This window comes from Pectobacterium atrosepticum, from assembly GCF_000740965.1.
GTDB classification, from domain to species: Bacteria; Pseudomonadota; Gammaproteobacteria; order Enterobacterales; family Enterobacteriaceae; genus Pectobacterium; species Pectobacterium atrosepticum.
The window spans coordinates 616,888-643,458 of record NZ_CP009125.1 but is presented as its reverse complement, the minus strand read 5'-3'; the positions used below and the strand labels follow the sequence as shown (position 1 = coordinate 643,458).

Sequence of the window (26,571 nt, the reverse complement as noted above, 5' to 3'; positions counted from 1 at the left end):
AGGTTTCAGAGCGCGCTATAAATATTCATAATAGGGCGCGAATTCTACGCAAAAATACTGAGGATGACAAGTGCATAATCAACGGATGTGAAGAAAAAGAATACAACGTATGAACTGCCGTTTATCTCTCTCATTTTTCAAGTACAATCGGCGCAATCAGTTTCGTCTTGCCGATATGCAGCAGCAATCTTACGGCAGTGTTGAAGACATACGTTGGCACAAACCATGAATCTAGAACAAATTACAACATTAACCACACAGGATATGGCGGCTGTTAATAAAGTCATTCTTGAACAACTGAATTCCGACGTCGTTTTGATCAACCAGCTTGGTCATTACATCATTAGCGGTGGTGGGAAACGTATACGTCCAATGATTGCTGTGCTTGCAGCCAGAGCCCTTGCCTATAACGGTGATAAACACGTCACCGTCGCCGCACTGATCGAATTTATCCATACCGCAACGCTGCTGCATGATGATGTGGTAGATGAATCCGACATGCGCCGAGGTAAAGCGACAGCGAATGCGGCCTTCGGCAACGCGGCGAGCGTGCTGGTTGGGGACTTTATCTATACCCGCGCCTTCCAGATGATGACCAGCCTCGAATCCTTACGCGTGCTGGCACTGATGTCAGAAGCAGTCAACGTGATTGCTGAAGGGGAGGTCTTGCAGTTAATGAATTGCAACGACCCGGATATCACAGAAGAAAGTTATATGCGCGTCATTTACAGCAAAACGGCGCGTTTATTTGAAGCCGCAGCTCAATCCTCATCCATCCTTGCAGGCGCTACGCCAGAGCAAGAAAAAGCACTTCAGGACTATGGACGCTATCTTGGCACCGCGTTCCAGTTAATTGACGATCTGCTTGACTACAGTGCAGACGGTAAAACGTTGGGCAAAAACACGGGCGATGACCTCAATGAAGGCAAGCCAACGCTACCACTGTTACACGCTATGCGTCAGGGTAATGCGGAACAGAGTTCGCTAATTCGTCAGGCGATTGAAGAAGGAAACGGGCGTCACCTGCTGGAGCCTATTCTTGCCGCGATGCAGCAATGCGGTTCACTTGATTACACGCGTCAACGTGCCGAAGAAGAGGCAGATAAAGCGATCAACGCGCTACAACTGCTACCGAAAACGCCATACCGTATGGCACTTGAAGGACTCGCCCACTTAGCCGTACAGCGCGATTTCTAGCATGGTGTTAGATTTTTATCTGACAAGAACGTTGGTTATTGCCTGAGTAGCGCTGCCCGGCAGCGCTACTTGCTCGACAGACTAGGCAGTCTGATCGATTGTGACATCATCCAGCCGAGACAACATCGCTATTGTTCCTTCACGCAAGATGAAATTAATCAGTCGAGCTCGTTCATCAACGGATAGCTGATGGAAAATATGCACCCATGATGACAGCAGCGTCGGCTCATTATCGATACGATAATATTCTGTTGGAGGATTCTCTTTCACTAACAGAGAATTCCTGACCTCATTGGGCAAACTGCGAATAGAGTATTCTACGCCACGTCCTTGAATCCCTTTCCGCCTGCGTTTTTCCCAACCGTCGTCTCGTGCCCGTTTATTCAGTCCCTGTGGTGACTTAGGCAACCCACCTACGCCAACCAACTCACTTGTTGCAAACCATTCTTTGTCCATACTCGTCACTCCCTTGTTTGTTTTGAACAGGCATTGCGTCAATTCACCTAAAAGTTTCCATATAGTAGACTATAATTACCTAAACCGCTAACTTTTACACGTTACCGACACATCTAAGCAATAGAAGAAATGATGAAGTCCAACGCGATGCCAAAACATCGCGACCAGAACAGACCTACAAAGCGAAAGAAAATACAGGTTCCTTCTCATCGCTGCGATTAACGATCGAAGAGATCGCCAGCAGCGGAATCAGTCAATCACCATTGATGAGACAGGTTCCTCATCCGACGGAGTGATGCCTAACTGGCTCAGCGTGGCGGACACCCCGATTCGCAGAATATAAGCGATTAGCTCATCTCTTTCTTTTTCAGATAGTTGCTGATAAATTTGCATCCATACAGCTAGCGCTGCAGGCTGTTTCGCCGAGTAGGCGGAAGGCTCGATTTCGAGTAATAGGGACTTTTTTACCGTATCCGGCAAGCTGTGAATTAAGTACTCCACTCCTCTTCCTTGGACACCTTTACGGCGACGCTTCTCCCATCCATCCTCGCGGGCGCGCTTATTCAATCCTTGTCTTGATTTCGGAAGGCCGCCTACTCCAACCAATTCGCTGGTAGCAAACCACTCTTTTTTCATTGCCATTCATCCTGATAGTGCCATCCCTAACAAAAACGCGCTTATTTGGAAATTAATTGAGAGTTTTAAGAAAAATTAATGCTATATTATTTCCAAATAATAATGTCATGTTAGTCCGGCATATAACTAACATCCGTTATTTATACCACTAATCTACAGTCGTCTTATAGCAAATAAGGGAAGGAATATGATTTTAAGGAAACAAGACTGGCATCCCGCTGATATCATTGCTGCACTGCGCAAGAAAAATACGACGCTGGCGGCGGTATCGCGAGCGGCCGGATTAAGCTCATCTACGCTAGCCAACGCGCTCTCGCGCCCTTGGCCCAAGGGAGAATGGCTTATCGCCGATGCGCTGAGTATTCACCCATCAGAGATTTGGCCAAGCAGGTACTACAATCCAGAAACCAATGAGCTTATCGATAGAAAAAAACTCATCCGCCCCGATTAAAAAAGAAAAGCCGGAGATAGACATCTCCGGCTTTTTATTCTGCGTATTATTAACATTCAATAATACCCTAAATAATTCGAGTTGCAGGCTGGCTGCGACGCAGAGAGTCCCCAGGAGCTTACATAAGTAAGTGACTGGGGTGAGCGAGGCCCTCTAGGGCGAGGCTCAGAAATGAGCCAAGTATTGCCAACGCACATGCAGCTTGAAGTATGACGGGTAATCAATTACTTGATGAACGTCTCGCCTAACTCAATATCCTGCTTCAGCGTATCCAGCATGCTGCTAAGCGCGTTTTGCTCAAAAGCACTTAATGTGCCGATGTCTTTACGCTCAGCGACGCCATCTTTACCTAACAGAATTGGTTGAGCAAAGAAGCGCGCATGTTTGCCGTCACTTTCAACGTATGCACATTCCACCACACCGTTTTCGCCTTGCAGCGCGCGGACCAGAGACAGACCAAAACGCGCAGCGGCTTGACCCATAGACAGCGTTGCCGATCCGCCACCTGCTTTGGCTTCAACAACCTCGGTGCCCGCATTCTGGATACGTTTGGTCAGATCGGCCACTTCCTGCTCGCTGAAGCTGATGCCTGAAACCTGAGACAGCAGAGGCAGAATTGTCACGCCAGAGTGCCCGCCGATAACCGGCACGTTAATATCCTGCGGCTGCTTGCCTTTCAATTCAGCAACAAACGTGTTGGAACGGATGATATCCAGCGTAGTTACACCGAACAGTTTGTTTTTGTCATACACGCCTGCTTTTTTCAGCACTTCTGCTGCGATGGCAACGGTCGTGTTCACTGGGTTGGTGATTATACCGATACAGGCTTTCGGGCAGGTAATCGCGATTTGCTCAACCAGGTTACGTACAATGCCAGCATTGACGTTGAACAGATCGGAACGATCCATGCCAGGTTTACGTGCCACACCGGCAGAAATCAGCACGATATCCGCACCAGCAAGCGCCGGTTTAGCATCTTCACCGCTATAGCCTTTGATCTTCACTGCTGTAGGAATATGGCTCAGATCGACGGCAACACCCGGCGTTACCGGAGCGATATCGTAGAGGGATAGTTCTGAACCTGAAGGAAGCTGGGTTTTGAGGAGGAGTGCGAGTGCCTGACCGATACCACCTGCTGCTCCGAGAACTGCAACTTTCATCCTAAACTCCTTATTATCGTAAAATAAAAAAGTGCCGTGAATTCATTTGGTTATAAACAGAATATAAAAGTGGGGATAAAACCAATCTACTTATCTTTCTACAAATGAACGAGAGACAAAAAAATTCGCTATGTCTCTAATAATAAACCAAAAACGACCATTCGTTTGAAAGGTAAGTAAAGTTAATAAGCTATTGAGCTATAACGTGGTGTTCATTCACGTGCGTTTAACCAGTGGGCTACATTACACCGATCAATGGCGTCCAAACAACATCATTCTGATAACATTTCCTTTACTTTTATGTGACTCAGGACGCATTTTTCGGACTATCCGGAAAGCTGAATTTTTTTGAAAACAGCGACTAGCGCATATATGGGGAAATAGACTGGAATTATACGCAATTTAATTGCATAAAAATTCACACAACTGCATAATAGAGAGATTAACCATAACAATTAATCCGGTGCAGAATGCGAAATTCGACAAAACAAGAAGATCTCGTTAAAGCGTTCAAAGCGTTGTTAAAAGAAGAAAAGTTCAGCTCTCAAAGTGAAATTGTTCACGCATTGCAAGACGAAGGATTTGAAAATATCAATCAATCCAAAGTGTCACGCATGCTAACGAAATTTGGTGCGGTGCGCACACGCAATGCCAAAATGGAAATGGTGTATTGCCTCCCTGCTGAACTCGGCGTCCCTACCACATCCAGCCCACTAAAAAACCTTGTGCTGGACGTGGACTACAACGATGCAGTCGTCGTGATCCATACCAGCCCAGGAGCCGCGCAGCTCATTGCTCGTCTGCTGGACTCACTAGGGAAGTCAGAGGGTATTCTTGGCACCATCGCAGGTGATGACACCATCTTCACCACCCCGGCAAGAGGCTTCAGCGTCAAACAACTTTACGAAGCGATTCTGGTGCTATTCGAACAAGAGCTGTAATTCCGCTCGTCCGCTGCCGTTTTTTGTTACTCGTTCTTTGCTACCTTTTCCTTGCTACGTGTAGACCCGCTACACGTAGCGAGTACCAATCGGACTACACCGCAGGCAAATCAGCCAACGGCCAACGTGGACGAACAGATACGCCCAGCGTCTGGCTCGCACCATGAAGTAGACGTACGCTGCCCGCATAGGCAATCATCGCGCCATTATCCGTGCAGAATTCGGGACGCGCGTAAAACACTTCACCACCGCGTTTTGCCATCACCTCACCTAAGCGCTGACGCAATGTTCGATTGGCGCTTACACCACCGGCCATGACCAGTCGTTTAAAGCCCGTATCATCCAACGCACGACGACACTTGATGGCCAGCGTATCCACGACGGCATCCTCAAAGGCACGCGCAATATCGGCACGCGTTTGATCGTCATCACCGTTGCTACGGATCGTATTCGCAGCAAACGTTTTTAGCCCGGAAAAGCTGAAATCTAACCCCGGACGATCGGTCATCGGACGCGGAAAGGTAAAGCGTTGGGAATCACCTGCCTGCGCCATTTTCGACAGCATTGGACCACCGGGATAATCCAATCCCAGCAACTTCGCCGTTTTATCAAACGCTTCACCCGCCGCATCGTCAACCGACTCACCCAGCAAGCGGTATTCGCCAATGCCTGTCACGCTGATGAGCTGCGTATGACCACCAGAAACCAGCAGCGCTACGAAGGGAAACGCTGGAGGATTATCTTCCAGCATCGGCGCCAGCAAATGCCCTTCCATATGGTGCACAGGGACCGCTGGCACCTCCCAAGCGAACGCCAACGACCTGCCGACTGTCGCCCCCACCAATAACGCGCCAACCAAACCAGGGCCGGCGGTGTAAGCCACACCATCGATATCGTCAGCCTGTAACCCAGCTTCACGCAGCGCTGCCTGAATCAAAGGAACCGTTTTGCGCACGTGATCGCGTGAGGCGAGCTCAGGCACGACGCCACCGTAATCAGCATGTAATTTGACCTGACTGTATAGCTGATTGGCGAGTAAACCCGCCTCCGTGTCATAAATAGCCACTCCGGTTTCATCACAGGATGTTTCGATACCCAATACGCGCATTACTGTTCCTACTTTGGTGACGATACGAGAATTCGTTAAATGCCGCTTGCTTCAAACTGCGGATAGTCTACCATAAGCGACCTGATTTCTGCGCTGGCCGCGGCTGGGTGTTTTATGATCACCGCAATGCTTTACAAAGGCGTCACGTTTGCAGTAGAATTCCGCACCATTTTGAAAAGGCTGGCACAAGGCCAGCGGCAAACCGAATTTATTGAGGTGAGAGGCACATGCCGGTAATTAAAGTACGTGAAAACGAGCCGTTCGACGTAGCTCTACGTCGCTTCAAACGTTCCTGTGAAAAAGCGGGCGTTCTGGCTGAAGTTCGTCGTCGTGAGTTTTATGAAAAACCAACGACCGAACGTAAGCGCGCCAAAGCTTCTGCAGTGAAACGTCACGCGAAGAAATTGGCTCGAGAAAACGCACGCCGCACTCGTCTGTATTAATTTTCAGGAGGGTTTCCCTCCAACGCGTGATTAATCCGCAGACTTAGCAGTTGCATACGAAGGCCGTGCTTTCCGTAAGGAAGCGCGGCTTGTTGTCGTTTATAAGCTATATCCAATGTAGCCACGTTACAGAAAGGTATACACTAGGGGCTTATGGCTGGACGAATTCCACGCGTATTTATTAATGACCTGCTGGCTCGCACCGACATCGTCGATCTCATTGACGCGCGCGTCAAACTGAAAAAGCAGGGAAAAAACTACCATGCGTGTTGTCCGTTCCATCACGAAAAAACCCCCTCATTCACCGTAAACGGTGACAAACAGTTCTATCACTGTTTTGGCTGTGGCGCACACGGCAACGCCATTGACTTTTTGATGAATTACGATCGTCTCGAATTCGTTGAAACCATTGAAGAACTGGCCACACAATACGGTCTCGAAGTGCCTTATGAAACTGGCACGGGCCCAACCCAGTTAGAGCGTCACCAACGGCAAAGTCTGTACGAATTGATGGGACAGCTTAGCGGGTTCTATCAGCAAGCACTGAGCCAATCGATCGGAACATCAGCGTTGCAATATCTGCAACAGCGCGGTTTAAGTGCAGAAGTTATCAGCCATTTTGCGATTGGTTTCGCTCCGCCCGGCTGGGATAACGTTTTAAAACGCTTTGGCCGCAATAATGACGATCGCAGCACATTGAACGATGCCGGCATGCTGGTGACTAACGATCAGGGTCGAACGTATGACCGCTTCCGCGAGCGTGTGATGTTCCCCATCCGCGACAAACGGGGTCGAGTAATAGCCTTCGGCGGACGCGTATTAGGCGACGGTACCCCAAAGTACCTTAACTCGCCCGAAACAGAGATTTTTCATAAAGGTCGCCAACTGTACGGCCTGTATGAAGCACAGCAAAACCATCCAGAACTCAAGCGATTGTTGGTTGTTGAGGGCTATATGGATGTGGTGGCGCTGGCACAGTTTGGTATTGATTATGCGGTGGCCTCGCTGGGCACCTCCACGACAGCCGATCACATTCAGTTACTATTTCGCGCCACAGACCTGGTGGTGTGTTGTTACGACGGAGACCGTGCCGGACGCGAAGCGGCATGGCGCGCGCTGGAAACTGCGCTACCCTATTTGAACGATGGTCGTCAGTTACGCTTTATGTTCCTGCCAGACGGTGAAGATCCCGACACGCTGGTGCGTAAAGAAGGCAAAGCAGTATTTGAGCAGCGCATGGAACACGCTCTCCCGCTGTCGCAGTTTCTGTTTGAGACACTGCAACAGCAGGTGGATATGAGCTCACCCGATGGTCGTACGAAGCTAAGTACGCTGGCATTACCGCTAATAGGCCAAGTTCCGGGAGAAACGCTGCGGCTGTATTTACGCCAGCAGCTCGGCAACAAGCTGGGGATTTTAGACGACAGTCAGTTGGACAGACTGCTGCCCAAAGTGGCAGATCAGGCTCAATCCTACCAGCAGCCACAACTAAAAGTCACAACTATGCGTATACTTGTAGGACTTTTAGTACAAAACCCGAGACTGGCAGCAGAGGTTCCTGACCTCGCGCTAGAGGGCATTGAAGAAGACAAAGTTGCCGGTTTATCACTGTTTCAGGATTTGGTGAAAACCTGCAACGCCAGCCCTGGTATGAATATGGGTCTGCTGTTGGAAAAATATCGTGACAGCAAATACCGCAAGCAACTTGAAACCATGGCTTCATGGAACCATATGATCGAAGAGGAAGAGCTAGACGAGAAGTTCAGAATCAGTCTGGCAGAACTCTACGATCAGCTGTTGAAACAGCGACAAGATACATTGATTGCCCGTGACAGAACGCATGGGCTCAACGCCAAAGAAAAAAAAGAGCTTTGGTCGTTGCAACTGGCATTGACCAGAAGACACTGATACAGAGGCTTAATTGCCGATAAATAGCAGGGTTGATCCCTGCAAAGAGCCGCTGCAGGGGCCGCGGCGATAAGAAAAATACCCCTAATGCTATTGTTAGCGAACTACGCTGACCGACACCAACCCAAATACTCTGAAGTGTGGATACCGTCTTATGGAGCAAAACCCGCAGTCACAGCTGAAGCTGCTTGTTACCCGTGGTAAGGAGCAAGGCTACCTGACCTATGCTGAGGTCAATGACCATCTGCCGGAAGATATCATCGACTCGGATCAGATCGAAGATATCATCCAGATGATTAACGACATGGGCATCCAGGTGATGGAAGAAGCACCGGATGCAGACGATCTGTTGCTGGCCGAAAACACCAATGATGCCGATGAAGATGCGGCAGAGGCTGCTGCGCAGGTTCTATCCAGTGTTGAATCGGAAATTGGTCGCACCACCGATCCAGTTCGCATGTACATGCGTGAAATGGGTACCGTTGAGCTGTTGACGCGTGAAGGCGAGATCGATATCGCTAAGCGTATTGAAGACGGTATCAATCAGGTTCAGTGCTCTGTCGCGGAGTATCCTGAAGCCATTACCTATCTGCTGGAACAATACGATCGTGTCGAAGCGGGCGAAAGCCGCCTGTCCGACCTGATCATCGGTTTCGTCGATCCTAATGCGGAAGAGGACATTGCCCCTACCGCGACTCACGTTGGTTCCGAGCTTTCGAGCGAAGAAATAAGCGATAACGACGAGGAAGAAGACGAAGACGAGGAAGAAGACGACAACAGCATCGATCCTGAACTGGCGCGTGAGAAGTTCACTGAACTGCGTGAGCAATATGAAACGACCCGTAAGGTGATCAAGGCCCATGGTCGTAGCCATGCGCTAGCAGCACAGGAAATCCTGAACCTGTCTGAAGTCTTCAAGCAGTTCCGTCTGGTGCCGAAACAGTTTGATTTCCTGGTTAACAGCATGCGCACCATGATGGATCGCGTCCGTACTCAGGAACGTTTGATCATCAAGTTGTGTGTTGAACAGTGCAAAATGCCGAAGAAAAACTTCGTCACCATGTTCACCAGCAATGAAACCAACAACAGCTGGTTTGCAGCAGCAGTGGCGATGGGCAAGCCCTGGTCTGAAAAACTGAATGATGTTGCAGAAGATGTCACTCGCAGCCTGCAAAAGCTAAAACAGATCGAAGAAGAAACCGGTCTGACGATCGAGCAGGTTAAAGACATCAACCGCCGTATGTCGATTGGTGAAGCAAAGGCTCGCCGCGCCAAGAAAGAAATGGTGGAAGCCAACCTGCGTCTGGTTATTTCTATCGCGAAGAAATACACCAACCGTGGTTTGCAGTTCCTTGATCTGATTCAGGAAGGCAACATCGGTCTGATGAAAGCGGTAGATAAGTTCGAATATCGCCGTGGCTACAAATTCTCGACCTATGCCACATGGTGGATCCGTCAGGCGATCACCCGTTCTATCGCCGATCAGGCGCGTACCATCCGTATTCCGGTACATATGATTGAGACGATCAACAAATTGAATCGTATCTCTCGTCAGATGTTGCAGGAAATGGGTCGCGAGCCGACGCCGGAAGAACTAGCTGAACGTATGTTGATGCCAGAAGACAAGATCCGCAAAGTGCTGAAGATCGCGAAAGAGCCGATCTCAATGGAAACCCCGATTGGTGATGATGAAGATTCACATTTGGGCGATTTCATCGAAGATACGACGCTGGAGCTGCCGCTGGATTCCGCCACGTCGGAAAGCCTGCGTTCTGCGACACACGACGTACTGGCTGGCCTGACCGCGCGTGAAGCGAAAGTCTTGCGCATGCGTTTCGGTATCGATATGAACACCGACCATACACTGGAAGAAGTGGGCAAACAGTTTGACGTTACGCGTGAACGTATTCGTCAGATCGAAGCGAAAGCGCTGCGTAAACTGCGTCACCCAAGCCGTTCCGAAGTGCTGCGTAGCTTCCTGGATGATTAATTCATCTTTCAGCTAATGCAAACTCTAAATAACCCCGGCTCGCTGGGGTTATTTTTTGCCTGTCAGAAACTAAGCCCACGCTTACACGTTATCCTGCAACGCCTGATGCAGTTCCTGATATGACGCCACCAGCGACTCCAGCGTCGCACGATTCAGCCCGCTAGGGTTCGGCAGTACCCAAACCTGCGTCTCACCAATACGCCGCTCCTGACGCCCCCATGAAACCTTTTTGATACCAAATGCCTGACTGAACGCCTGCTTACCCAGCACGGCCAGCGCTCGTGGTTGATAGCGCGTCATCTTCTCAACGATCGCATTCCCGCCTTGTAGCAGCTCATCTCGTCCCAGCTCGGTTGCTTCAACCGTTGGACGCTCTACCAGCATGGTGATTCCGCATCCGGTGTCCAGCAGATGCTGCTCTTCCGCAGGTGTCAGCAAACGCTCAGTAAAACCCGCCTGATGAATCACTTTCCAGAAGCGATTATTGGGATTAGCAAAGTGGTAACCGTGATGGGCCGTCGATAACCCAGGGTTAATACCGCAGAAAACAACCTGAAGGTTCATAGCGAGAATATCGGTAATCATGTCTTTCCCTACCACTGTTGACTACCCCCATCGTAAATTCTGATAAGAATAACAACAAGCTATCTTGAGTATAAAACCACCACCCGGCAGATAGGCTATAGACCTTCCCCTGCACATTACCGTATAATCACCGCCCATTCGGCCCCTTAGCTCAGTGGTTAGAGCAGGCGACTCATAATCGCTTGGTCGCTGGTTCAAGTCCAGCAGGGGCCACCAAATTTTATATTTAAAATCATACAGTTAAGCCACCTTTCGCAAGGTGGCTTTTTTGTTTATAAATAATGATGGCGATAAAATGGCTATGATTTTTCAGTCCATTGAGCCACATCTTCAAAACCTGTTGCAATCGCTTGTGCCGTAGGCCTAATTTTCAGAAGCGGCTCTTCTCCCGCCTCCGTCAATGCCATCTTTCGCGTCGTACGGTGGAAAAGTAGCACGCCAAGGTCGATCCCGTTAAATACACCACGAACCTGCTCGTCGGTGGATATGGACCGATGTGGGATTTCGTCAACAATCCTCAGTTGATCAAAATCGTACGTACGATGTATGAAAACAACGGCATCGTCAGCGCGGTCTGCCACGACCCAACAGGATTATTGAATGTGAAGCTCAGCAACGGCGAGCTATTGATTAAAGGTCGCAACCCTGTATCCGCTAAAGTTCTCGGCGAAGCTGTTTTCAGCGCGCTGAAAACGAAGGCTAAGAAACGACGTTAGAGGGTAAAGCACCTAACGCTGGCAACAACACATCACGCCCACAGAGATGTCGTGACCGGAGTCACATAACCAGACGGGGGCATTGCCGCAGAAATTCAGGATTGTATAGTGTTCCAACAAGACGTTACCGCCAATGGCGGGCGAGACTTGGGCAGAGGTGAGTAGCATTACTCTCTTCTGCCCAAGTTTTTTTTTGCCTGTTGTCAGGTAATTCCCTGCGCGACAGCGCGAGGCCACCGTCCGGCGCAGCGTAATGATGTAGAAAACGATGAGGAGAAATACTATGAAAGCATTCCCCGACGGATTTTTATGGGGCGGTTCAGTCGCAGCAAATCAGGTTGAAGGGGCATGGAATGAAGACGGCAAAGGCGTGTCGACCTCCGATCTTCAGCTAAAGGGCGTGCATGGTCCGGTGACAGAACGCGATGAGAGCATTAGCTGCATCAAAGATCGGGCAATCGATTTTTATCATCAATATCCGCAGGATATACAGCTATTCGCCGAAATGGGCTTCAAGGTGTTACGCACCTCCATCGCCTGGACGCGTATTTATCCCGAAGGCAATGAAGCAGAACCCTGCGAAGCGGGTCTGGCCTTTTACGATCATCTGTTTGATGAAATGGCAAAGCATCATATTCAGCCGCTGATTACGCTGTCGCACTATGAAATGCCGTACGGTCTGGTGAAAAAGTTGGGAGGCTGGGGCAACCGCGCCGTCATCGACCATTTTGAGAAATATGCCCGTACCGTCTTTAGCCGCTACAAAGACAAGGTGAAGCACTGGCTGACCTTCAATGAAATCAACATGGCGCTGCACTCGCCTTTTACGGGTATCGGGCTAAGCGGCGAACCCTCAAAACAGGATATTTATCAGGCCATCCACCATCAGTTGGTTGCCAGTGCACGCGTGGTGAAAGCCTGTCACGACATCATCCCTGATGCCAAAATCGGCAATATGCTGCTGGGCGCGGTGCGCTACCCCATGACCTGTCATCCGAAAGACGTACTGGAAGCGCAGAACAAGAATCGGGAATGGCTGTTCTTCGGTGACGTGCAAGTTCGCGGCACCTATCCGGCGTGGATTCAGCGTTATTTCCGGGAAAATGATGTCGAACTCACGATTACCGCGCAGGACAAAGACGATCTGAGCCACACCGTAGACTTTGTTTCATTCAGCTATTACATGAGTGGCTGTGCGACCTTCGAACCAGAAAAATACCAGTCTTCACGCGGCAACATCATCCGCCTGATTCCTAACCCGCATCTTGAAGCGTCCGAATGGGGCTGGCAGATCGACCCCGAAGGCCTGCGTTTCCTGTTGAATGAGCTGTATGACCGCTATCAGAAGCCGCTGTTCATCGTGGAAAACGGGTTAGGCGCACGCGACGTGGTGGAAGAGGATGGCAGCATTCACGACAGCTACCGCATTGATTATCTGCGTCGTCATCTGATTCAAGTACGTGAAGCCATCGACGATGGCGTCGAACTGCTTGGCTACACCAGTTGGGGGCCGATCGATCTAGTCAGCGCAGGCACGGCGCAGATGTCAAAACGCTACGGCTTTATTCATGTCGATCGTGATGATGAAGGCAAAGGCACGTTGGAACGTCGGCGCAAAGACAGCTTCTACTGGTATCAGGATGTGATTAGCAGTAACGGGAAATCGTTGTAACTGTCGAGAAAACCAGACGGCACGTTCACACCGCGCCGTCTGGTTTATTAGCTAATTAAACATGAGCCAGCACGATGATCGTCTCTCCGGCCTGCGGCTGGCGTGCAGCGCCAAGGCTGAATACGCGATATTCTTCCGCATTCGTGATGACCATAGGTGTCACCGTGTCGTAGCCTGCCTTCTGGATCGCTTCCAGATCGAACTCCAGCAGCAGTTGGCCTTTTTTCACCTTGTCACCTTCTGCAACGTGCATCTGATAATGCTGACCTTCCAGCTGTACTGTATTGATACCGACATGAATCAGGATCTCCGCCCCCTTCTGCGAAAGAATACCGACGGCATGGCCGCTGGCAAACGTGCTGGCAATCATGCCGTCCACTGGCGAATAGATACGGCCTTCCTGCGGCAGAATAGCAACACCCTGCCCGACGACGCCGGAAGAGAACACTTTGTCGTTCACCTCTTCCAATGGGATCAATTCACCTTTTGCTGGCGATCCCAGCTGTTCAGCCGTCGCCGGAGCCTCTTTCAGCGGTAAGGAATTTGTGTTCTGGCGTACTACTGGCGCAGCAGGTGTCGTAGATGGCGAACGCGGTGGCGTTGATGCTTTCTCAACTGGCGGGACGGGATCGTCAAACCCGACGATAACCGTCAGTACAAAGCTTGCCACGAACGCAATGGCACAGCCGATGAGGAATCCAACAAAGCCTTCACCGTAGAAAATCGGCAACGTCAGCAAACCGGGCATCCCCATCGAGACCGCCGAACTTTTCGCATAGCCAACGATAGCACCACCCAGTGCAGCAGCTATCACAGCGCAGATAAACGGTTTTTTCAGCTTCAGTGTGACGCCGTAAACACCAGGTTCCGTGATGCCAAACAGCGACGCGATAAAGGTACTACCCGCCAGCGCTTTGAGCTTTTTATCTTTGGTTCGCACCATCACGCCCAACAGTGCACCGGACTGGGCAAAGACAGACGGACTGGAAGCCGCTTTAAGATAACTGTGACCCATAACCGAGAGATCGTTAATAAAGACGGTGACAAAGCCCCAGTGCACACCAAATATCACTAAGATCTGCCATGACGCCGCCATAAGCGCCCCGGCAATAATCGGGTTGAATTCATAGATATTGACGAACACCGACGCAATGAGCTTACTGGCCGAAATCCCAATCGGCCCGATAGTCATCAGCGTTAGCGGCACCATCAGCACCAGCAGGAAGAACGGCGTCAGAATATTGCGCACGCTTTCGTGAATATGGCGATTCAGGAAACGCTCGATATACGACATTAACCACACGCTGAAGATAATCGGTATCACCGAGGAGGTGTATTTCATCATCACGACAGGCAGGCCGAAGAATGTCACAGGCTGACCAGCATCAAACAACCCCTGAATCGTCGGGTAAACCAGTGCACCAGCAATCGACACCGCCACAAAAATGTTGGTTTCGAATTTACGCGCAGCAGTAATCGCCAACAGCATCGGCAAAAAATAGAACAGGCTGTCGGACGCCGCATGCAGGATGACATAGGTACTTTCTTTGGTATTGAGCCAGCCGAGCGCAATCACGATAGCCAGCACCCCTTTCAGCACCCCCGCTGCCGCCATCGCTCCCAGTAAGGGGGTGAAGATGCCGGCAACCAGATCGATCAATCGTCCCATCGCAGACGTCGATTGATCACTTTCCGCCGTCTGGCGTTTTCCGTCGCCGTCTTCCAGCAATGTGGAGATCGGCCCAAAGGCGCGGTAAACCTCCGGCACCCGATTCCCTATAACCACCTGCAACTGCCCGGAAGCATTGATTACCGTAATGACGCCTTCTAACGCCTCCAGCGCAGCCACATCCACTTTACCGTGATCAACAATCTTAAAGCGCAAGCGTGTTGCACAATGCACCAGAGTAGAAACGTTGGTTTCCCCTCCGACTAACTCCAGAATATTTTCAGCGAGCACTTTGCTATTCATAATGACTTCCCGTTTCGTCAATGGCTGCGACTGCCTAATACACGTCATCCCGCTTGTTATCCGCTGGCCAGCTGGAAAATAAGCAAAAAAAAACCTGGATAAAGCAGCGTGTTACCTACGCTGCTTTATCCAGGTCTCGCCCAGAAAATTCTGGTGACGTCCTTTCCTGTTTTCTAACAAGTTAACGCAGAGAAAGCTATCTCTACGTTTTATTCTGTGAAAACAGTCACTAAATTTCTGCCAATCAGGCAAAGCAGCCTAATCCACGACTCGACGACGCCGTAAAAACAAAATGGCGCTTCTCAAAGAAACGCCATCGGCAAATTTACTGTTTGCCCTGCTTCTTCAGCCAGGCTTCCATTTGGTCGATCTCCGGCTGCTGGGCTTTGATAATCTCTTCCGCCAGCTTACGCAGCTCCGGGTCTTTGCCGTATTGCAGTTCCGTCTTCGCCATATCAATTGCGCCACGGTGATGCGCAATCATCCCTTTGGCGAAGGCAATATCAGGGTCGCTGGACTTCATACCTTCCATCATCTCGGTATGCATCGCATCCATGCCTTTCGTATATGCCTGTTGGGAAGACGACTCGCCGTTCGTTGAACCATGGCCGCTATGGGCGCTGTCAGCAGCAAACGAGAGAAATGGAACCAGCAAAGCCGCCGTTAATAACAAATGAACTTTCTTCATCACAACCTCTCAATCAGTCACAGTGCTTTTTGAGGGTAGACGTTCCAGTAAGGGGAAGGTCAAGAAAAGATTCAGACGCCCTCGGCCAAGCGCATGCAAACGCAATTACGTCCCTGAGCCTTCGCTTTATAGAGTTGCTCGTCCGCCAGCCCGATGAGATCGTAAATATTGCCGCCTTCATACTGGGAAAAAATGGCAACGCCAATGCTGACAGTAAAGTAAATTTCCCGACCATCGGACAGCATAAGCGGGGTGGATTCCGTAAGACGCCGCAGCGCTTCAGCCATGGCTTCAGACTGCTCATCCGTCAGGTCGTAAGCCGCAATAATGAACTCTTCCCCGCCCCAGCGGCAAAGAATGTCGCTCGGTCGAATATTGGCGCTCAGCATACGGGCAAAGCTGGCGATCAATTCATCACCGCAGGCATGGCCGTAGGTATCGTTGACTTGCTTAAAATAATCGATATCCAGAAATAGCAGTGTTATTTGACGCTTTCTCTTATTCATCAGCACGCCCTGTCTCACGTTCAACATACTGAGAAAAGCGCGACGATTGAAGGTATTCGTAAGTGCATCCCTCAGACTGTTACTTTCGATGATTTTAATCAGTCGCCGGTTCATCGAGACAAAATGCGAGACGCTTAACATCGCCATAATGAGCATCGCTATATTCAGCCGTGCCGTGGTGAGAAACGAATTAATGTACGCTTCAGAATTTGAATCTATGAGTATACCGACCTGATTAATATAGAGATAATTCAGTATTACGCCCGTAATTGCACAGAGCAGCGACATAATCGGGAAAGAGTAATTGAACGCGCACAGCGTAAGTGGAATAACGGACAGTGTAATAAGACTGGCGTCCAGAAAAAACAGGCTAACCAATAAGAAAATAATGAAGACCAGAAAGGGAAAAATATTTTCTCTGATGTGCTTAGGACAAAGCGGAATATTCCGTAGCGCTCGCAGGATGTCTTTACCCCGCAGGAAAAAGAACGCGAGAATAATGCCAGTTCCCAGTTGTTCACTGAACCAGTCCATAAATTCATCATAGTGATTCCCAACATCGTAGACATACGCATAGAATCCATAAGCCACACCTGATGAGAACGCGCCTACAAACGTCGAAGCGAAAATAATATAGACGTAATACTTGCTGAATTTTTCAAATGTCGACCACTTTCCGGTAAACCGGCACATCAGGTAAAAGGCGCACCAGGCCGCCACCACAAAGATAATATTGCACAAACATAACAGTACCTTGGTTTTTAACGGTGAATTATTATCCATCAGTAACGCTGCCGACAGCATCGCCGCATAGCCCACTAAAAAACCCATACCGATCGAGAATGTTTTACCTTTTATCGTCCCTTTTCTGGCCCTGAAACTAATCATGAGACAAAAAACCAGCATATTAGCGGGCCAAAACAGCGACAGTTCATCCAGCACTCGAAACCGAAATCCCAGACAGCTCACTATTAGGGTGGTCAGAAACAGAAGCGGCATGAATTTTATAGTTTTCAACGTCAAATCGTTATTCATCTGTCCTTTACCGCCCACTATCCAATAGTCCCGCCTGCTGTCTCCCGTGAGAATAACATTAATCATTTCCCTACTCACAGTGTGATGGATGAGGGGAAAATAAATAAAAAAACCACCGGACCGATGCATTCCCCGTGAGGTAATACGTCAATCCGATGGTCTTACTAACTTAGGTATCTCAGGTATCGTGTGAACGAATTATTCCGCAGGAACGGGCTTGCCGTCAGGTTTTGGCGGTTGAGTCAGTCGTTTTTCAAAACTGTCGTTGTACTGCTTCTTCTGCTCTGGCGTCAGAACATTGTAAATTTTGTTTTTGGTTTCCAGCCCGCTCAGCATTCTGGCCTTGTGCGCGCCATCGGCTTTATCCAACTGAGCCTGTGCTTTCGCGGCATCAAACGTATCTGATGCGACCAGACTATGCATATCACGACGATCATCCTGCATAGCTTTGTGCATTTTCTCGCGGGAATCTTTCATGATGTCTTTAATTTGCTGCTTCTGCGCTTCCGTCAAATTCAGCTCCTTAAACATCGCATCGGGCCCCATCATGCCACGATGCTCCCGACCCTCTTTCATCATCATCTTGTGTTCCGAGCCAGGACCTTTCGGTGCTTCATTAGCATGCGCGAGACCTGCCGCGCCCAATGCCAAAGAAGAAGCAACCAGCATTGCAGTGAGTTTACGCATATTTTATTCCTCTCTCTGAATTGACTTGTCGACGGCGAGTGCCGTGCTACGAGAGAAAGTATAGGCCCGACACCTTCAGTTAATTAGAGTAAGGGTAAATCTCTGCAAGTGTCGGCTCCACATTTACGGCAATTGTGGAGAATGAGGAGGAATTGTGTAAGGAACAGGAGTATTACGTGAACAACGTGGCACGATATTACTGCTTTACCCTTGGTGCTTTTTTACAGCACCACGAGCCAATAGCGTAAAAATGCTGGCAGTGCGCTTACGGAAGTGAACACCTAAAGGCGGTAGCGTCTTGTGCCAACGCATCAAGGTGGGCATGAATGACTTTCATTTTTTGAATCAGCGGATTTCGCTCCGGCGAACTATCCATTGAGCTAAGCTGTGCAGAAAGCCGTTCAATCTGCGTACAAAGGTAAGCATCACGCTCTTGAGCCTGAAGCAACTGCTGCTGAAGGGACTGATGTTCCTGCCGCCATGTCTGCTGCTGACGCTGAACGCTTTGCTCTAACGCCTGAAGCGCGCTATCCAGCCGATATTCCAACTCTTCCACCCGCATAACGATACCTTTGCCCAATAAACCCGCGGATTATAATGTCACACGCCCCTGACAACAAACATTCCAGCGCACGATCCCTTGCGTACACGCGGTTCCCCCTACAATCGGAAATGACATTAATCACAATAAATAAACATAAATTTCACAACTCACTCAATTACGGCTAGATTGAACACCATGACTCATCAGACCAGTTAACTTCGCCGGAGAGTGTAATGACTGCCTACCCCACGCTGCTTTCCCCACTCGATCTTGGCTTCACGACGTTAAAGAACCGCGTTGTGATGGGATCCATGCATACCGGTTTGGAGGAACACCCAGATGGCACCGAAAGGCTGGCGGCATTTTACCACGAGCGCGCGCGGGGCGGCGTTGGTCTGATTGTTACGGGCGGTATTGCGCCAAATGAAAAAGGCGCCGTCGCCAAAGGGGGCGCGACTCTGCACGACAACGCGCAGTTGGCGCATCATCAGGTTCTGACGCAAGCGGTACACGATGCAGGTGGGAAAATCGCGCTGCAAATTCTCCACGCCGGCCGCTACAGCTATCAGCCCGATCCGGTTGCACCATCAGCGATTCAGGCACCGATTAACCGCTTTGCGCCACGTGCAATGAGTTCGCAGGATATTGTGCAAACCATCGACGACTTTGCCCGTTGCGCCGGGCTGGCGCAGCAAGCAGGCTACGATGGCGTGGAAATTATGGGCTCGGAAGGTTACCTGATTAATCAGTTTCTGGTGACGCATACCAATCATCGCGATGACGAATGGGGCGGTGACTTTCAACGCCGCTGCCGTTTCGCGCTTGAAATTGTCCGTGCCGTACGGGAACGAACGGGGCCTGATTTCATCCTGATCTACCGCTTGTCCATGCTCGACCTAATAGAAGAAGGCTCAAGCTGGCAGGAAATTGTTCAACTGGCACAGGCAATTGAACAAGCGGGTGCCACCCTCATCAATACTGGTATCGGCTGGCATGAAGCGCGAATTCCGACTATCGCCACGCTGGTGCCACGCGGCGCATTCGGCTGGGTGACAAAGAAGCTGATGGGGAAAGTCCGCATCCCACTGATTACCACCAACCGCATTAACGATCCTGGCGTGGCGGAACAGTTGCTGGCCGAGGGCTGCGCCGACATGGTATCGATGGCACGTCCTTTTCTCGCTGATGCCGAACTGGTGGCAAAAGCACAGTCGGGGCGTGCGGATGAAATCAATACCTGCATCGGCTGCAATCAGGCCTGCCTCGATCAGATTTTCGCTGGCAAGGTCACGTCTTGTCTGGTCAACCCACGCGCCTGCCATGAAACCGAATTGCCTATCCAGCCCGCGCGAGTCAGTAAACGCTTTGCCGTGGTCGGCGCAGGGCCGGCGGGTATGGCCTTTGCCGTCAACGCCGCTGCACGCGGCCATCAAGTCACGCTGTTTGAAGCGTCTTCCTATATCGGCGGACAATTCAATATTGCCAAACAGATTCCCGGCAAAGCGGAATTTTATGAAACACTGCGCTACTACCGTCGACAGCTAGAACTTCACGGCGTCACGCTTCGCCTGAGCACGCAGGCAACCGCCGCTGATTTACTCGGTTTTGATGACATCATTCTGGCCTCTGGCATCGTGCCACGTATCCCCCCGATTGCTGGTATTGATCACCCTAGCGTGCTGAGCTATCTGGACGTACTGCGTGACAAAAAGCCGGTCGGCAAACGCGTCGCGATCATCGGCGCAGGCGGCATCGGCTTTGATACTGCGCACTATCTTCTTAACCACAATCATCTTCTTAATCACAATCACCGCCTTAATCCCCTCTCTTCTCAGCCGGACGGCGACTTTTATACGGAATGGGGGATTGATAAGCAGTTACAGCACCGAGGTGGTCTGTTGCCCCACCAAGCTAATGAGCTGCCTCACTCACGGGACATTACCTTATTACAGCGGAAGACGGGCAAGCCCGGCGAAAATTTGGGGAAAACGACAGGCTGGATACACCGCACTACGCTGCTGCGCCACGGCGTGACGATGCTAGGCGGCGTGGAATATCACCATATTGATGATGAGGGGCTGCACATTATCCACGATCAGCAAATACGCTGTCTGCCAGTGGATAACATCATTATTTGCGCCGGTCAGGAACCCAACCGAAAACTGTATGACCCCTTACTGGCCGCAGGGTGTCATGTTCATCTGATTGGCGGTGCTGATGTGGCGCAGGAATTAGACGCTCGCCGGGCAATCGATCAGGCCACCCGGCTAGCGTTAACGTTGTAATTTATACAGGAACAGCTTAGCGAGACGAATTCGTTTTAACCGCACGCAGTACGGCGAACTTCGTGTTGCTGGCAATGGTTTCACAGTTACCGAACAGACGCTTCAGCTTGTGGAAGTAATCCAGATGGCGATTACCCACAATGCGCAGCTCTCCACCAACCTGAAGGCAGCGGCGAGCATCCATAAACATCTGCCAGGCGATTTCATCGGTCACGACCTGTAACTGATGAAATGGCGGATTACACAGCACGGCCTGCAACGTATCGCGCCTAACGCGGGACAATCCGTTGTTCACCACAAAGCTACAGCGCTCAACATCCTGCGGGCGGTTGACTTCAACGTTCATCTGGCTCGATGCTACCGCCATGTAGGATTCATCAAAGAAACCGACGGTGGCGTCTGGGTTGGCTTCCAGCGCCGCCAGCCCAATGACACCGTTGCCACAACCGAGATCGATGATCTTACCGTCTATCTGTTCCGGCAAATGCTGCATAAAGAAACGTGCGCCGATATCCAGCCCATTACGCGAATAGACGTTGGCATGGTTTTGGATACGATAGCCGTAGCCATCCAGCTCCCACTCAGTAGTAAGTGACTGCTCACTGACTTTGAGCTCCGCCCACTCACAGTGAACCAGACGCGCCTTTTTCCAGGCCAGCGAGGTTTTCGTCGGCCCCATCACGCGCTCAAACAGTTGCAGCGTAGAAGTATGAATATCCCGCGCCTTCGCCCCGGCAATAATGCGTGTTTGCGGCGTGACAACCTTACGTAACATTCTCAACTGGTGTTCCAGCAGCGCGATCGTTTTGGGGATCCTCATCACTACCAGCGCTGGCGCATCGGGTAGATCCGCCATGCTATCCAACAGCGTTACCGCATCGGCATCATAGCCGTTCAGTTCCAGATTATGCCGCGTCGCCAGTTGGCTGAGATAAGAATCGCTGATACTGACGGGCGATTGCGCCTGCAAACCGCAGGCCAATGCACCAAACGTATCATTGAAAATCAGGCGCGGGCCCGGCGCGATTTCCATGGTAGACAGCTCACGCAGCAAGTATTCATCTGCGGCATCCCAAGCCTGTAGCGCCGAGTTTTCAGCGACCTGAGGGTAACGCACCAACGTCAGGTTGCACGTTTCCAATTCGAGTTGGCTCATTAGCCTCTCCTACATCATAAAATTTGCGCTGTTTATCCCTTAAAATAGCTCATCAGTAAATGCTTTTCTCTGCCAGAAAGGGAAATGATTGACGTTGCCTTGTTATTTCACCGTGATAATCTGCCTATTCATCACCGATGCCCTCAGGATACCAAACGCTTATGATTCGCTTCGCTATTGTAGGAACCAGTTGGATCACCCGTCAGTTTGTTGATGCCGCCCATGAAACCGGCAAGCTGAAGCTCACCGCCATCTATTCCCGAACGGTAGAAAAAGCGCAGCCGTTTCAAGCCGATTACATGGTGGATACGCTATTTGATTCGCTGGAAGCCATGGCGAAATCCGATCTTATCGACGCAGTGTATCTGGCCAGCCCTAACTCACTACACTGCGAACAGGCCCTGCTCTTCCTGAGCCACGGTAAGCATGTCATCTGTGAAAAACCGCTGGCCACCAACCGCTATGAAGTCGAACAAATGATCGCCTGTGCCAGAGAAAATCAGGTGGTGCTATTTGAAGCGTTTAAAACTGCCAGCCTGCCTAACTTTAGCGTGGTGCAGCAGGCACTGCCGAAAGTAGGCAGATTGCGTAAAGTGGTACTGAGCTACTGCCAATATTCCTCGCGCTACCCGCGCTATCTGGCTGGCGAGAACCCGAATACCTTCAATCCGGCGTTTTCCAACGGTTCCATCATGGATATCGGCTACTACTGTCTGGCCTTCGCCGTGGCGCTGTGGGGAGAGCCTTGTACTACGCAGGCCAGCGCGACGCTGTTGGAAAGCGGTGTGGACGCACACGGCAGCATCATCCTGAATTACGGTGATTTCGATGTCACCATAGTCCATTCCAAAGTCAGCCACTCCGCCATTCCCAGCGAAATTCAGGGGGAAGATGGTTCGCTGGTGATTGAAAAAGTCTCTGAATGCCATAACGTGAAATTCATCCCGCGTGAAGGCAAGCAGTTGGATCTCAGCCAGCCGCAGCATATCAACAGCATGCTGTATGAAGCGGAAGTCTTTGCAGCGCGGGTGAACGATAACGACATCAACCATGCGGAACTGGCGCGCTCACGCACCGTCGCCGGGCTGCTGACGGAAATTCGCCGCCAAACGGGTGTCGTGTTTCCTGCCGATGCCGCGACGCCGGGAAATGCGGAATAAGACGGTGATAATTATTTGACCAAGATCATCTTTTCACCTATCTTCTGTCAGGCAAAGGGGAGTAACTTTTCCGCCAGCTAATCGTCATTACGATGCTTACCGCATCCGGTTACTGGGCAACTTTGATGAAAAGCTTGATTCTTAATGAAACAGCTTCATTAACGTTGTAAGTGAGACCTTGCCGGGAGGCGAGGTGCATTTGCAGCTTTAATAACAAGCGGCCAGCGTCCTTCCGATGTTGGCCGTTTTTGTTTCTATTTAAGGATCTTGCTATGCACACCATCGGCACGCCATGGTTATGGGGCAGCTTCGCTGCCATTGTTATAGTGATGCTGGCCATCGACCTGCTCTATCAAGGGCGCAAAGGGTCGACGGTAATGACGTTCAAACAGGCTGCCGTCTGGTCGATCATCTGGGTCACGCTTTCTCTGCTGTTCAACGCCGGTTTCTGGTGGTATCTGGACGGCACAGTAGGCCGCGAAGTCGCTAACGCACAGTCGCTGGCCTTCCTGACCGGTTATTTGATCGAGAAAGCGCTAGCCGTCGATAACGTCTTCGTCTGGCTGATGCTCTTCGGCTACTTCGCCGTTCCTCCGCAATACCAACGTCGCGTGCTTATTTACGGCGTGCTGGGTGCCATCGTTCTCAGAACGCTGATGGTGTTTGGCGGCAGTTGGCTCGTCACACAATTCCAGTGGCTGCTCTATGTGTTCGGCGCGTTCCTGCTGTTCACCGGTCTTAAAATGGCACTGGCTAAAGAAGGTGATGGAGCGATCGGTGACAAACCGCTGGTGCGCTGGCTGCGTAGCCATCTGCGCATGACGGATAGCATCGAGAACGATAAATTCTTTGTCCGTCGTAACGGCATACTGTTTGCCACGCCGCTGTTTTTGGTGCTGATTATGGTTGAAATCAGCGACGTGATTTTCGCCGTTGACAGTATCCCGGCTATTTTCGCCGTTACGACCGATCCCTTTATTGTGCTGACGTCTAACCTGTTCGCTATTCTGGGCCTACGTGCGATGTACTTCCTGCTGGCTGGTGTGGCTGAACGCTTCTCGCTGTTGAAATATGGTCTGGCCGTCATCCTGATCTTCATTGGTACCAAGATGATGCTCATCGACATTTTCCATATTCCAGTGGCGATTTCTCTGGGCGTCGTTGCCAGCATTCTGATCATTACCATGCTGATCAACGTCTGGGTGAACAAACGCGCCGAGCGTTAATTCTTTACTCCCTCACTCCCTCTCCGCACGGTTCCCGCTGTGCGGAGATGTCTTTCCTCATTCAATCGTTTCTATATTCAATCATTCCCACGCACGTTCTGCGCGAATAGCAGCGCTGCGCAGTAACAGCCCGCAGGGTGACGGACAAGGATGTCCGTCATAAAAAACCACATCACCGCTTTTCTCAAAAGCAAATTTTCATATACTGATACATGCAAACACATTTAGTTACGGAAAGAAAAAGCCACCCGGTACATGCCAGAGGTGTCAATTCCGTGCACACAATCACTAAACGGAACGGTTACACCGTCAAAATTATGGAAACTCAACAGTCTCGTTTTTTGCAGTACATTACTCGCGGTAGTCTGGTTCAACAGATCCTTCTAGGGCTTGCGGCCGGTATTATTCTGGCCTCTCTGTCTACGCAGGCCGCGCTGGCTGCCGGTTTATTGGGAACGCTGTTCGTCGGCGCACTGAAAGCCGTCGCGCCCATTCTGGTATTGGTACTGGTCATGGCCTCTATCGCCAACCACCAGCAAGGGCAGAAAACCAATATCCGCCCTGTGCTGTTTCTCTACCTCATCGGCACCTTCTCTGCGGCACTGATTGCCGTGGTGCTGAGCGTTCTTTTCCCTTCCACGCTGGCGCTCAACGCGCAGGCCGCCGACATCACGCCGCCATCAGGTATTGTCGAAGTGCTGGAGGGGTTGCTGATGAGCGTCATCGCCAACCCGATTCACGCGCTGCTGAATGCGAATTACATCGGTATTCTGGTCTGGGCCGTTGGGCTAGGTATTGCGTTCCGCCAAGGTTCGGACAGCACAAAGAGCATGATTAACGATGCCTCCAACGCGGTCACCATGATTGTACGCGTGGTGATTCGCTTCGCACCGCTGGGGATTTTCGGTCTGGTGGCGTCAACGCTGGCGGAAACTGGCTTCGGCGCGCTATGGGGCTATGCCCATCTGCTGATGGTACTGATCGGCGGCATGCTGCTGGTCGCGTTAGTGGTCAACCCACTGATCGTTTACTGGAAGATTCGCAGCAACCCTTATCCACTGGTGCTGCGCTGCCTGCGTGAGAGCGGCGTGACCGCCTTCTTCACCCGCAGCTCCGCCGCTAATATTCCGGTCAATATGGAGCTATGCCGCAAGTTGAATCTGGATGAAGACACCTACTCTGTCGCCATCCCACTAGGTGCCACCATCAATATGGCAGGTGCGGCGATTACCATCACGGTACTGACGCTGGCCGCCGCGCATACGCTGGGCATTCAGATCGACGTGCCGACGGCGCTTCTGCTCAGCGTCGTGGCATCGCTGTGTGCCTGTGGAGCATCGGGCGTAGCAGGTGGCTCACTGTTGCTGATTCCGCTGGCGTGTAGCATGTTTGGTATTTCCAACGATATCGCTATGCAGGTCGTTGCGGTTGGCTTCATCATCGGCGTCTTGCAGGACTCGGCAGAAACCGCGGTGAACTCCTCAACAGATGTGATGTTCATCGCCGCCGTGTGTCACGCGGAAGATGCCAAACTAGCAGAAAAAGAGCGTTTGAATCTGCTGTAACAGATCAGGGATTGATTATCCCCGAGCCCTTGGTTCGATCCCGAGTCCAGGCACCACTATTCATAAGGCCTCGCTGCAAAGCGGGGCTTTTTCCTTTTCTGGCTCAGGTAGGTTTCTGGTCGTTATGTAAGTATCCCGGTAAAGCGAACCATTCACTTTTAGAGGTCTTCCGACATACTCATTATGTCCCGTTGAGGAGATCGCTATGCGCAAAGCCCGACTTACCGAACACCAGATCATCGACCGTGTTCATTATCTCCCTGTCCCGAATCAAGCTGGTTGAAGTATTACCGGATATGACTTTTGAAATCGATAATGCCTCATTTCGCTGATTGAACAGTCTGACTTTATGGAAGTGTTACCTAACATGAACATTATTCATTATATAATTCATTGCGGGAACAAAATCAGAAAATAATCACAATTAGAATCACAGCATATTATTAGTGATGGTTAAATCACATTAACATGAAAAGCACAAACC

23 protein-coding genes, 1 tRNA gene and 1 pseudogene are annotated in these 26,571 nt (G+C 50.7%); 13 read left to right on the top strand and 12 right to left on the bottom strand.

All coding sequences use genetic code 11. From position 1 onward, the window contains the following. The first annotated feature begins 225 nt into the window (after window positions 1-225). Window positions 226-1,197, top strand: coding sequence for an octaprenyl diphosphate synthase (gene ispB, locus GZ59_RS02875; protein WP_011092303.1), 972 nt, complete (start codon window positions 226-228; stop codon window positions 1,195-1,197). Window positions 1,198-1,278: 81 nt separating this feature from the next. On the opposite strand, the gene GZ59_RS02870 is transcribed toward ispB, so the two are convergent. Then, the gene (locus GZ59_RS02870; protein ID WP_039289959.1) at window positions 1,279-1,653 is read right to left on the bottom strand and encodes a DNA-binding protein; all 375 of its coding nucleotides are present in this window, start codon (window positions 1,651-1,653) and stop codon (window positions 1,279-1,281) included. Window positions 1,654-1,902: 249 nt separating this feature from the next. Then, window positions 1,903-2,289, bottom strand: coding sequence for a DNA-binding protein (locus tag GZ59_RS02865; RefSeq protein WP_011092301.1), 387 nt, complete (start codon window positions 2,287-2,289; stop codon window positions 1,903-1,905). Window positions 2,290-2,476: 187 nt separating this feature from the next. On the opposite strand from GZ59_RS02865, the gene GZ59_RS02860 reads away from it, so the two are divergent. Continuing rightward, on the top strand, window positions 2,477-2,740 hold the full coding sequence (locus GZ59_RS02860) for a helix-turn-helix domain-containing protein (RefSeq protein WP_005971488.1): 264 nt from the start codon (window positions 2,477-2,479) through the stop codon (window positions 2,738-2,740). A 224-nt stretch (window positions 2,741-2,964) separates the two neighbouring features. On the opposite strand, the gene mdh is transcribed toward GZ59_RS02860, so the two are convergent. Continuing rightward, window positions 2,965-3,900: a malate dehydrogenase gene (gene mdh / locus GZ59_RS02855; RefSeq protein ID WP_011092300.1), complete on the bottom strand. Its 936-nt coding sequence runs from the start codon at window positions 3,898-3,900 to the stop codon at window positions 2,965-2,967. Between the two features lie 470 nt (window positions 3,901-4,370). On the opposite strand from mdh, the gene argR reads away from it, so the two are divergent. Next, the gene (gene argR / locus GZ59_RS02850; protein ID WP_011092299.1) at window positions 4,371-4,841 is read left to right on the top strand and encodes a transcriptional regulator ArgR; all 471 of its coding nucleotides are present in this window, start codon (window positions 4,371-4,373) and stop codon (window positions 4,839-4,841) included. A gap of 94 nt (window positions 4,842-4,935) precedes the next feature. Here argR and tsaD read toward each other — a convergent pair whose 3' ends face one another. Beyond that, the gene (tsaD, locus tag GZ59_RS02845; RefSeq protein ID WP_011092298.1) at window positions 4,936-5,949 is read right to left on the bottom strand and encodes a tRNA (adenosine(37)-N6)-threonylcarbamoyltransferase complex transferase subunit TsaD; all 1,014 of its coding nucleotides are present in this window, start codon (window positions 5,947-5,949) and stop codon (window positions 4,936-4,938) included. A 227-nt stretch (window positions 5,950-6,176) separates the two neighbouring features. Here tsaD and rpsU point away from each other — a divergent pair, with 227 nt between their 5' ends. From rpsU to rpoD, 3 genes are all read left to right on the top strand, one after another. Next, window positions 6,177-6,392, top strand: a complete 216-nt coding sequence (gene rpsU, locus GZ59_RS02840) for a 30S ribosomal protein S21 (protein ID WP_001144069.1) — start codon at window positions 6,177-6,179, stop codon at window positions 6,390-6,392. Window positions 6,393-6,545: 153 nt separating this feature from the next. Beyond that, the gene (gene dnaG, locus GZ59_RS02835) at window positions 6,546-8,300 is read left to right on the top strand and encodes a DNA primase (RefSeq protein ID WP_011092297.1); all 1,755 of its coding nucleotides are present in this window, start codon (window positions 6,546-6,548) and stop codon (window positions 8,298-8,300) included. A 154-nt stretch (window positions 8,301-8,454) separates the two neighbouring features. Next, window positions 8,455-10,290 carry an RNA polymerase sigma factor RpoD gene (gene rpoD, locus GZ59_RS02830; protein ID WP_011092296.1) on the top strand — a complete coding sequence of 612 codons (1,836 nt, stop codon included), beginning with the start codon at window positions 8,455-8,457 and terminating at the stop codon, window positions 10,288-10,290. Between the two features lie 81 nt (window positions 10,291-10,371). Here the strand turns inward: rpoD and mug are convergent, their stop codons facing one another. Further along, window positions 10,372-10,875, bottom strand: coding sequence for a G/U mismatch-specific DNA glycosylase (gene mug, locus GZ59_RS02825; RefSeq protein WP_011092295.1), 504 nt, complete (start codon window positions 10,873-10,875; stop codon window positions 10,372-10,374). Window positions 10,876-11,015: 140 nt separating this feature from the next. On the opposite strand from mug, the gene GZ59_RS02820 reads away from it, so the two are divergent. Then, window positions 11,016-11,091: transfer RNA gene (locus GZ59_RS02820), tRNA-Ile, on the top strand. A gap of 89 nt (window positions 11,092-11,180) precedes the next feature. On the opposite strand, the pseudogene GZ59_RS23790 reads toward GZ59_RS02820, so the two are convergent. Next, a pseudogene (locus tag GZ59_RS23790) lies at window positions 11,181-11,318 on the bottom strand (LysR family transcriptional regulator); the annotation flags it as partial. Between the two features lie 51 nt (window positions 11,319-11,369). Here GZ59_RS23790 and GZ59_RS02815 point away from each other — a divergent pair. Together GZ59_RS02815 and GZ59_RS02810 are read left to right on the top strand one after the other, a co-directional pair. Beyond that, a complete protein-coding gene (locus GZ59_RS02815) occupies window positions 11,370-11,591 on the top strand; it encodes a type 1 glutamine amidotransferase family protein (protein ID WP_051122319.1) in 222 nt (73 codons plus the stop codon). Between the two features lie 283 nt (window positions 11,592-11,874). Further along, window positions 11,875-13,263: a glycoside hydrolase family 1 protein gene (locus GZ59_RS02810; protein WP_039289952.1), complete on the top strand. Its 1,389-nt coding sequence runs from the start codon at window positions 11,875-11,877 to the stop codon at window positions 13,261-13,263. 55 nt (window positions 13,264-13,318) lie between these two features. On the opposite strand, the gene GZ59_RS02805 is transcribed toward GZ59_RS02810, so the two are convergent. The 5 genes from GZ59_RS02805 to GZ59_RS02785 all read right to left on the bottom strand — a co-directional run bounded on the left by GZ59_RS02805 (window position 13,319) and on the right by GZ59_RS02785 (window position 18,713). Next, window positions 13,319-15,235, bottom strand: a complete 1,917-nt coding sequence (locus tag GZ59_RS02805; RefSeq protein ID WP_011092277.1) for a beta-glucoside-specific PTS transporter subunit IIABC — start codon at window positions 15,233-15,235, stop codon at window positions 13,319-13,321. Window positions 15,236-15,560: 325 nt separating this feature from the next. Further along, window positions 15,561-15,923 (bottom strand): CopM family metallochaperone, encoded by a 363-nt coding sequence (gene copM / locus GZ59_RS02800; protein ID WP_039289948.1) that lies wholly within the window; start codon window positions 15,921-15,923, stop codon window positions 15,561-15,563. Window positions 15,924-15,994: 71 nt separating this feature from the next. After that, entirely contained in the window at window positions 15,995-17,464 is a 1,470-nt protein-coding gene (locus tag GZ59_RS02795) for a GGDEF domain-containing protein (protein ID WP_039294672.1), read from the bottom strand. Window positions 17,465-17,662: 198 nt separating this feature from the next. Then, window positions 17,663-18,151 carry an ATP-independent periplasmic protein-refolding chaperone Spy gene (spy, locus tag GZ59_RS02790; protein WP_039289945.1) on the bottom strand — a complete coding sequence of 163 codons (489 nt, stop codon included), beginning with the start codon at window positions 18,149-18,151 and terminating at the stop codon, window positions 17,663-17,665. 265 nt (window positions 18,152-18,416) lie between these two features. After that, the gene (locus GZ59_RS02785) at window positions 18,417-18,713 is read right to left on the bottom strand and encodes a hypothetical protein (protein WP_039289940.1); all 297 of its coding nucleotides are present in this window, start codon (window positions 18,711-18,713) and stop codon (window positions 18,417-18,419) included. A 215-nt stretch (window positions 18,714-18,928) separates the two neighbouring features. Here GZ59_RS02785 and GZ59_RS02780 point away from each other — a divergent pair, with 215 nt between their 5' ends. Further along, window positions 18,929-20,980 carry an NADPH-dependent 2,4-dienoyl-CoA reductase gene (locus tag GZ59_RS02780; protein ID WP_039289937.1) on the top strand — a complete coding sequence of 684 codons (2,052 nt, stop codon included), beginning with the start codon at window positions 18,929-18,931 and terminating at the stop codon, window positions 20,978-20,980. 16 nt (window positions 20,981-20,996) lie between these two features. On the opposite strand, the gene rlmG is transcribed toward GZ59_RS02780, so the two are convergent. Continuing rightward, window positions 20,997-22,136 (bottom strand): 23S rRNA (guanine(1835)-N(2))-methyltransferase RlmG, encoded by a 1,140-nt coding sequence (gene rlmG / locus GZ59_RS02775; protein WP_039289934.1) that lies wholly within the window; start codon window positions 22,134-22,136, stop codon window positions 20,997-20,999. A gap of 161 nt (window positions 22,137-22,297) precedes the next feature. Here rlmG and GZ59_RS02770 point away from each other — a divergent pair, with 161 nt between their 5' ends. From GZ59_RS02770 to sstT, 3 genes are all read left to right on the top strand, one after another. Next, the gene (locus GZ59_RS02770) at window positions 22,298-23,296 is read left to right on the top strand and encodes a Gfo/Idh/MocA family protein (RefSeq protein ID WP_039289931.1); all 999 of its coding nucleotides are present in this window, start codon (window positions 22,298-22,300) and stop codon (window positions 23,294-23,296) included. Window positions 23,297-23,568: 272 nt separating this feature from the next. Beyond that, on the top strand, window positions 23,569-24,522 hold the full coding sequence (locus GZ59_RS02765) for a TerC family protein (RefSeq protein WP_011092269.1): 954 nt from the start codon (window positions 23,569-23,571) through the stop codon (window positions 24,520-24,522). A 317-nt stretch (window positions 24,523-24,839) separates the two neighbouring features. Continuing rightward, window positions 24,840-26,087 (top strand): serine/threonine transporter SstT, encoded by a 1,248-nt coding sequence (gene sstT, locus GZ59_RS02760; RefSeq protein ID WP_039289928.1) that lies wholly within the window; start codon window positions 24,840-24,842, stop codon window positions 26,085-26,087. Window positions 26,088-26,571 lie beyond the last annotated feature (484 nt).